Consider the following 7,027-nt stretch of genomic DNA (forward strand, 5'->3'; position numbering starts at 1 on the left):
GGCGCCAGGAGGGCGTACGGATACCTCCCGTACGCCCTCCTGGACACGTGTCACCGCCCCCCGGCCGTCCCGTCAGCCGAGCGCCCGGACCACCGAACGCACCAGGCCGGTGTTCTCCGGCGCGGTGCCGCCCGGGAAGGCGTACCGGCGGCGGGTGTAGGCGTAGGCGAAGCCCTGCCGGGGGTCGGCGAAGGCGAGGGAGCCCGCGGCGCCGCTGTGGCCGAAGGCACCTGCCGAAAGGACGGGGAGACGCAGGCCCATGGCGAGGAAGCCCAGGCCGAAGGCGTCCGGCTCCCCACCCACCAGGTCCGTGCCCTGGGAGTGGATCCGGGCGAACTCGGCTGCGGTGTCCGGCTTCAGCAGCGGAGCACGGCCGTGCAGGCCGAACACGGCCGCCGCGTACATACCGGCGAGCCCGCGCGCGGAGCCGATGCCGCCCGCCGACGACTGGCCCTTCGCCCGGACGGGGCGGGAGTTCGGGAGGTCGTAGAGCTCGACGTTGTCCGGCGCGTTCCGATTGAAGGCGATCCCGGCCAGGCCGTACGGACCGTAGGCGGCGGCCTCCAGCTCGGCGGCCTGCTCCGGCGTCGGCAGCATCGGCAGAGTGGTCAGAAAGCGCGGCTCTTCGCGCTCCGGGAGGCCCAGCCACAGGTCGAGGCCGTGCGGGGCGCGTATCCGCTCCTCGTACCACTCGTGCAGAGTGCGGCCGGTGGCCCGGAACACCACCTCGCCGACCAGCGCGCCGATCACGAGCGCGTGGTAGCCGAAGAACCGCCCCGGCTGCCAGAACGGGCGCTGCCCGGCCAGCCGGGCCGCGATCGCCCGGTCGTCGGCCAGTTCCTCCCGGGTGAAGCCGGCATCCAGGCCGACCACCCCGGCCCGGTGCGCGAGCAGTTCGCGCAGGGTGATCCCGCCCTTGCCCTCGGCGGCGAAGTCCGGCCAGTACGAGGCCACCGTACGGTCGAGGTCCAGCAGACCGTCCTGGACCAGCAGCGCGGTCACCAGATACGCCGCGCCCTTGGTGGACGAGAAGACACCGACCAGCGACTCCGCGGTCACCCCGTCCGACCAGAGGTCCACCACCCGCTCGCCGCCCCGGTGGACCACCAACTGCGCGCCCGGCGCATGCTCCTCGGCCGCCAGAAAGGCGGCGAACTCCTCCCGTACCCCATCGAAACCGGCGGTGACCGTGCCGTGGACCTTCATGAACTCTCCCGAACTGCCTTACGGATCCTGCCCCTCCGGCAACTCGATGGCCTGTCCATCCATTCCCCGGGATCCGGGTCCCCCGGTGGCGGCCCCGGCTCGCGCGCCCGCACCCGAAAGGGCCGTACGGATCCTCCCCGTACAGCCCCTTCACACGTGTCACCGGTGCGGCGGAACGCCTCAGCCGTTCAGCAGGATCGGGAACGCCTCCAGGTCGTTCTGGGTCATCACCGGCATATTGCGGAGTTCGTCCGCCGGGACCGCCAGCCGCAGATCCGGATAGCGGGCGAAGAGCGCCGGGAGGGCGATCTTCGCCTCCAGCCGGGAGAGGGCCGCGCCGGGGCACATATGGGGGCCGTGGCCGAAGGTCATATGGCGGATCGGGACGGCGCGGGTGATGTCGAAGGAGTCCGCGTCCCCGCCGTGCCGCTCGCGGTCGCGGCCGATCGCGCGGTACGAGATCACCACGCCCTCGCCCCGCCCGATGACGAAGCCGTCGACGTCGATGTCCTCGGTGGCGAACCGCATCAGGAGATGGGTGGTGGGCGGGTCCCAGCGGAGGACCTCCTCGACCACCGTCTCCCACGGGATCTCGCCCGAGCGCACCAGCGCCAGCTGGTCGGGGTGGGTCAGCAGGGCCCTTACCGCGTTGAGGACCAGGCCGACCGTGGTCTCGTGGCCCGCGCCGATCATGTCCTTGAGGTTGCCCATGACCTCCAGCTCGGTCAGCGGCTCACCGCCCTCGTCGGCCAGGATCAGGGCGCTGGTCAGATCGTCGCCGGGGGCCGCCGCCTTCTCCCGTACCAGCTCCGTGAAGATCTCCGTCAGCTCGTCGACGGCGGCCAGCCGCTCGTCCTGCGGGGTGAGGACGGAGAAGAACTTCTTCCAGAGTCTCATCTGGCGCGGAATGGACTCGTCCGGGACGCCCATCAGATTGCAGACGACGCTCATCGGCAGCGGCTGCGCGAAGTGCGTCTTGAGGTCCACCCGGCCGTCGGCGTCGGCCTGCTCCGGCAGGGCGTCGAGGAGTTCCGCGGTGATGGACTCCACCACCGGGCGCATCGAGTCCACCCGGCGGGCGGTGATCGCCTGGGCGGTCTTGGCCCGCAGCCGCCGGTGCTCCGCCCCGTCCACCGAGAACATCGAACGACCGGTGTCGATCATGCCGACCAGCGGCCACTGCCGGTCGATCTCCCCGGACTGCCAGAGCTTCCAGCGGTTGATGTCCTTGACCAGCCGGGCGTCCGTGAGCAGCCCGCGGGCCACGCTGTGCTCGGTGACGGTCCAGGCGGGAGCGCCCAGCAGGTCGATGCGGACGAAGGGGCCGGACTCGCGGAGATAGGCGGTCTCGCCGTTCAGATCGCGGACGAAGGGGTCGATGACCAGGGAGGGAGAGGGGGCGGGCGCGGGGGAGGGGGAGGGGGCGGCGGTGCGGCTCATGGCTGGTCTCCAGTGGGACGGTTGGGCGTGAACCGAACGGGGATCGCCGTCATTCCGCGCAGGAACGTGGAGGGACGGCGGACCAGGGTCTGGGCCGGCACGGCCAGGTCGACATCGGGCAGCCGGTCCAGCAGCACTTCGATGGCGGTACGGGCGATGATCTCCGCGATCTCCTGCGCGGGCAGCGGGCAGCGGTACTCGCCGTGGCTGAAGGAGAAGTGCGCGCTGTTGCCGCCCTGCGAGGGCGCGAACTGCTGCTGGATCAGCGGGTCCGCGTTGGCCGCGGCCAGCCCGAGCATCACCAGGTCGCCCGCCCGGATCTGCCGCCCGGCCAGCAGGGTGTCCCGGGCCGCCCAGCGGCCCGCGAGGATCTGGGTGGGGGTGTCCTCCCACAGCACCTCGTTCATCGCCTGGCCGACGCTGTGCCGGCCGCCGCCGAGCGCCGCCGCGAACCGGTCGTCGGTGAGCATCAGCCGGATGGAGTTCCCGATCCAGTCCGCGGTGGTGACGAACGCGGCACCCATGACGTCCTTGACGTTGAGCGCCACCTCCTCCTCGGTGAAACCGTCCTGCGCCAGCATCCAGGACGTCACATCGGGCCCGGGCTCCAGCCGCTTCGCCTTGATGAGCTGGTGGTTGAGCGCCAGATACTCCATATGGGCGCGCATCGCGCCCTCCCCGCCGTCCACCAGCTCACCCAGCGCCCGGGCCACCGCCGCGCCGTCGGCGTCCGTGTAGCCGAGCATCCGGGCCAGCGCCAGCACCGGCAGCGGCTTGGCGAACTCCGACACCAGCTCCGCCTCGCCGCGCGAGCAGAAGGCGTCGATCAGCTGGTCCGAGAGCTGCTCGCAGGCGGACCGCAGCTCGAACGGGTCGACGCTCTCCAGCGCCGACACCACCAGCGAGGCATGCCGCCGGTGCGCCTCGCCCGCGGTGAAGTAGATCGACGGCTGCGGCTTCTGGATCATCGGCAGCAGCGGCCAGTCGTCCGGGATGTTCGGCCACTGGTTCCACAGGCTCACATCGCGCGGGAACAGCTCCGGATCGCTGGTGACCTGGTGCATCTCGTGGTAGCTGACGATCAGCCAGGCGGGGATGCCGCCCGGCAGCTCCACCGGGACGACCGGCCCGTGCTCGCGCCGCATCTCCCGGTACAGCTGGTGCGGTTCGGTGTGGAAGCGGGGGCCGCTCAGCGCGACCGGGTCCAGGCCGGCCGGATGCGCGGGGCAGCGGCTCTCCCGGGCGGGTTCGGGGGTGGTCATCAGGCCGTCTCCGGAGTGCCGACGAGTGCTTGCAGATGCTCGACCAGGGCGATCAGCACCTTCTTGCTGGAAGCGCGGGAACGGGCGTCGCAGTCGATCAGCGGTATATGCGGATCGAGGTCGAGCGCCTCCCGGAGCTGCCCGGCCGTGTGCGGCGGGCCGCCGAAGTCGTTGCGGGCCACGATGAACGGGGTCCCGTGGTGCTCCAGCCGGTCGATCGCGTACCAGGAGTCGGCCAGCCGCCGGGTGTCCACCAGGACGACCGCGCCGAGCGTGCCGCTGAACAGCCGGTCCCAGAGGAACCAGAACCGCTCCTGGCCGGGGGCGCCGAAGAGATAGAGCACGGTGCGCTCGTCGAGGCTGATCCGGCCGAAGTCGAAGGCGACGGTGGTCGCCTTCTTCTGCGGGACCGCCCGCAGATCGTCGATGTCCCGGCCGGCCAGGGTCATCGTCTCCTCGGTGTTCAGCGGGCGGATGTCGCTGACCGAGCGGACCATGGTGGTCTTGCCCACGCCGAAGCCGCCGACGATGACGATCTTCAGTCCGTTGTCGGCCGTACTGCTCAGCGGGGTACGGGACGACGCCGGGCGCGGTTCGGCGAGGTCAGAGTTCGCGGAGTCCAACGAGCACCTTCTCCAGGGTGGCGTGATCGGGAAGCCGCGCCGGGCCCGCCAGGGTGCGCGGATGGCGGACGGTGATCCGGCCCGCGTCCAGCAGATCGGAGAGCAGGATCTTGGTGATGCTGACCGGTAAGCGCAGCTCGGCCGCGATCTCCACGACGGCGACCGGCAGGGGGCAGAGCCGCAGGATCGCGGCGTGCTCCGACTGCATGCCCCGGGCCGGTTCGCATTCGGCGACGATCAGCGTCACCAGGTCGAAGTCGTTCCGGCTGGGGCGGCTGCGGCCCCCGGTCAGCGTGTACAGACGGTCCGGGTTCTCGTCCCGGGCGGAGCGGATCACGGTGCCGGTGCGGGTTCGGCGGGCCGGGGCGGGGCGCTGAGGTGCTCGCCGAGCTGCTCGACCAGTTCGAGCATGTTGTGCCCGACCAGCCCGGCGTCCGCGTCCTCGGCCGCGATCACCGCCACATGGCTGCCTTCGCCCGCCTCGGCGATGAAGAGGATGCCGCCGTAGAACTCGGTCATCGACTGGCGTACGCCGCCGGAGCCGTCGCCGAACTCCACGGACGCGCCGTGCGAGAGGCTCTGGATACCGGCGGAGATCGCCGACAGCTGGTCGGCGCGGTCCGCCGAAAGCCCGGCGGTGTGGCAGAGCTTGAGGCCGTCCCGGGAGAGCACGAGCGCGTGCCGCGCGCCGGGCGTGCGTTCCAGCAGTCCTTCCAGCAGCCAGCCGAGGCCAGCCGCGCCGGTGGCTGATGCGGTCATCGGTCGTCCTCCGAAAGGGGGTTCGCGGGGGGTGTGGTCGTACCGGCGCCGGGGCCGGTGTGCTGCTCCTGGCCGGTCACCGCACGCCGGAAGGCGCCGAAGCGGGCTCCGGCACCCGCGGACTGCGGGCGGGCGCTGCCGCCGCCGTCGCGCGGCGCGGCGGAGCCGGGCAGCCCTTCGGGGTGGGTGGCGGCCAGGGTGCGGCCGCGCCGCCGCTTGGGCAGTTCGGCCACGGGCGCCGGTACGGCGCCGGGGTCGAGGGCCGGGGCGAAGTCGTGCGTCCCGGCGGCCGGGCGGGCCGCGGGGGCGGCGGGGCCGCGGGAGGCGGGGGACGCGGAGGACCCCGCCGTACGGCCCGTGGTGCGGGAGCCGCGCAGGCCCACCGGTACCTGGGGTTCGTCCGGACGGCTCCGGGTGATCAGCTCCTGGGGGATCATCACGACCACCCCGGTGCCGCCGATCGCCGAGGGCCGGAACGAGACCGTCAGCCCGTGCTTCCTGGCGAGCCGGCCCACCACGGCGAGGCCGAGGCGGGTGCCGGTGAGCGTGGACAGGTCCCCGGACTCGCCGGAGACCGCGCGCTCCGCGCGGCGCAGCGCCGTATCGCCCATCACCAGACCGCTGTCCTCGACGGTGATCACGGCCCCGGCGGGGACCTCGGCGACATAGCCGTGGACATCGGTGGTCGGCGGAGAGAAGTTGCAGGCGTTGTCGAGGAGTTCGGCGAGTACGTGCATCACGCCCTCGGCCGCGTGGCCCGCGACAGCGATGTCAGCGACCGAACGGATACGGACGCGCTGGTAGCCCGCGACCCGGCCCATGGCACCGCGCAGGATCGACTCCATCGGGATGGGCTTGGCCCAGCGCCGTCCGGAGCGGGCGCCGCTGAGGACGGCGATGCTGTCGGCGAGCCGGCCCGCCTGGGCGGTGCGGTGGTCGAGGTGGAGCAGATCGGCGAGGACGTCCTCGTCCTCGTGGCGGTGTTCCATCTCGCGGAGGTCGGCGAGCATGCCGGTGGTCATGGCCTGCATCCGGCCCGCCGCGTTGGCACAGGCCGCCATCGCCGCGGCGCGGCGCTTCTCACCGAGCCCGGCCTCCTCGACGGCGGAGATCCGCCGCCGCTCGCTGCGTTCGGCCTCGTCGGCGATCTGCCGCAGCACCCGCTGGTAGGCGGGGTTCTCCGGCGCCGGTACGGCGGCGAGCGCGCTGCCCGCGCGGGCGCCCTGGCGGATCGCGGTCATCAGCGCGGGTACGGCCTGGTCGGCGAACCGGTCGGCGGCGGCCGCGAGGTCCGCGGCCCGGGCACCGGCCCGGCGGGCCCGGTTCCGGTACACCAGTGCGACCGCGACGGCGGTACACAGTAAAAGGGCGGCTACGACGATGACGCCGCCTGCGCCGGACACGGCCATCAACTGCTCCTCGTGCACAGCAGACCTGTGCGAAGTGGTCAACTCCGGGGACCTTATAGAACAGTTGGCGGGTTCACCACCGGCTCCGGTCGCCAATCTCCGTCATCGCCGCTCGTGAAAAGGCGACACGCGGGCGGGCCGGATAAATTTCCGGCCAGTTTTCGGCAGATACGAAGGGGGCGGAGCGGGGCTTCCCGGGAGCTTCGGGGCCATCACCGGCGCGATACCGCCGTGCGGCGGGCGGGCGGCGCGAAACAGGGGTGTCCGGGGATGCGCGGACGCGGTTGCGCGCGGGCGCCGGTGCCCGCGCGCGAGGGCGCGCGGCCGG

Annotated in this window: 7 protein-coding genes; all 7 read right to left on the minus strand. The window is 72.5% G+C overall.

Translation table 11 applies throughout. The annotated features are described in order from the left end of the window. Positions 1–72 precede the first annotated feature (72 nt). Positions 73–1,206, minus strand: coding sequence for a serine hydrolase domain-containing protein (locus ACWDR0_RS21720; protein ID WP_456353366.1), 1,134 nt, complete (start codon positions 1,204–1,206; stop codon positions 73–75). A gap of 180 nt (positions 1,207–1,386) precedes the next feature. Beyond that, positions 1,387–2,646: a cytochrome P450 family protein gene (locus tag ACWDR0_RS21725; RefSeq protein ID WP_456353367.1), complete on the minus strand. Its 1,260-nt coding sequence runs from the start codon at positions 2,644–2,646 to the stop codon at positions 1,387–1,389. Further along, entirely contained in the window at positions 2,643–3,908 is a 1,266-nt protein-coding gene (locus tag ACWDR0_RS21730; RefSeq protein WP_456353368.1) for a cytochrome P450, read from the minus strand. The genes ACWDR0_RS21725 and ACWDR0_RS21730 overlap by 4 nt, the downstream gene beginning before the upstream one ends. Further along, positions 3,908–4,531, minus strand: a complete 624-nt coding sequence (locus ACWDR0_RS21735; RefSeq protein WP_456353369.1) for a GTP-binding protein — start codon at positions 4,529–4,531, stop codon at positions 3,908–3,910. The genes ACWDR0_RS21730 and ACWDR0_RS21735 overlap by 1 nt, the downstream gene beginning before the upstream one ends. Next, positions 4,512–4,868, minus strand: a complete 357-nt coding sequence (locus tag ACWDR0_RS21740; RefSeq protein WP_456353370.1) for a DUF742 domain-containing protein — start codon at positions 4,866–4,868, stop codon at positions 4,512–4,514. The genes ACWDR0_RS21735 and ACWDR0_RS21740 overlap by 20 nt, the downstream gene beginning before the upstream one ends. Next, positions 4,865–5,290 carry a roadblock/LC7 domain-containing protein gene (locus ACWDR0_RS21745; protein WP_456353371.1) on the minus strand — a complete coding sequence of 142 codons (426 nt, stop codon included), beginning with the start codon at positions 5,288–5,290 and terminating at the stop codon, positions 4,865–4,867. Before ACWDR0_RS21745 ends, ACWDR0_RS21740 begins: the two co-directional genes overlap by 4 nt. Then, the gene (locus tag ACWDR0_RS21750; RefSeq protein ID WP_456353372.1) at positions 5,287–6,741 is read right to left on the minus strand and encodes a sensor histidine kinase; all 1,455 of its coding nucleotides are present in this window, start codon (positions 6,739–6,741) and stop codon (positions 5,287–5,289) included. Before ACWDR0_RS21750 ends, ACWDR0_RS21745 begins: the two co-directional genes overlap by 4 nt. Positions 6,742–7,027: the final 286 nt, after the last annotated feature.

This window comes from Streptomyces sp. NPDC003691, from assembly GCF_053981115.1.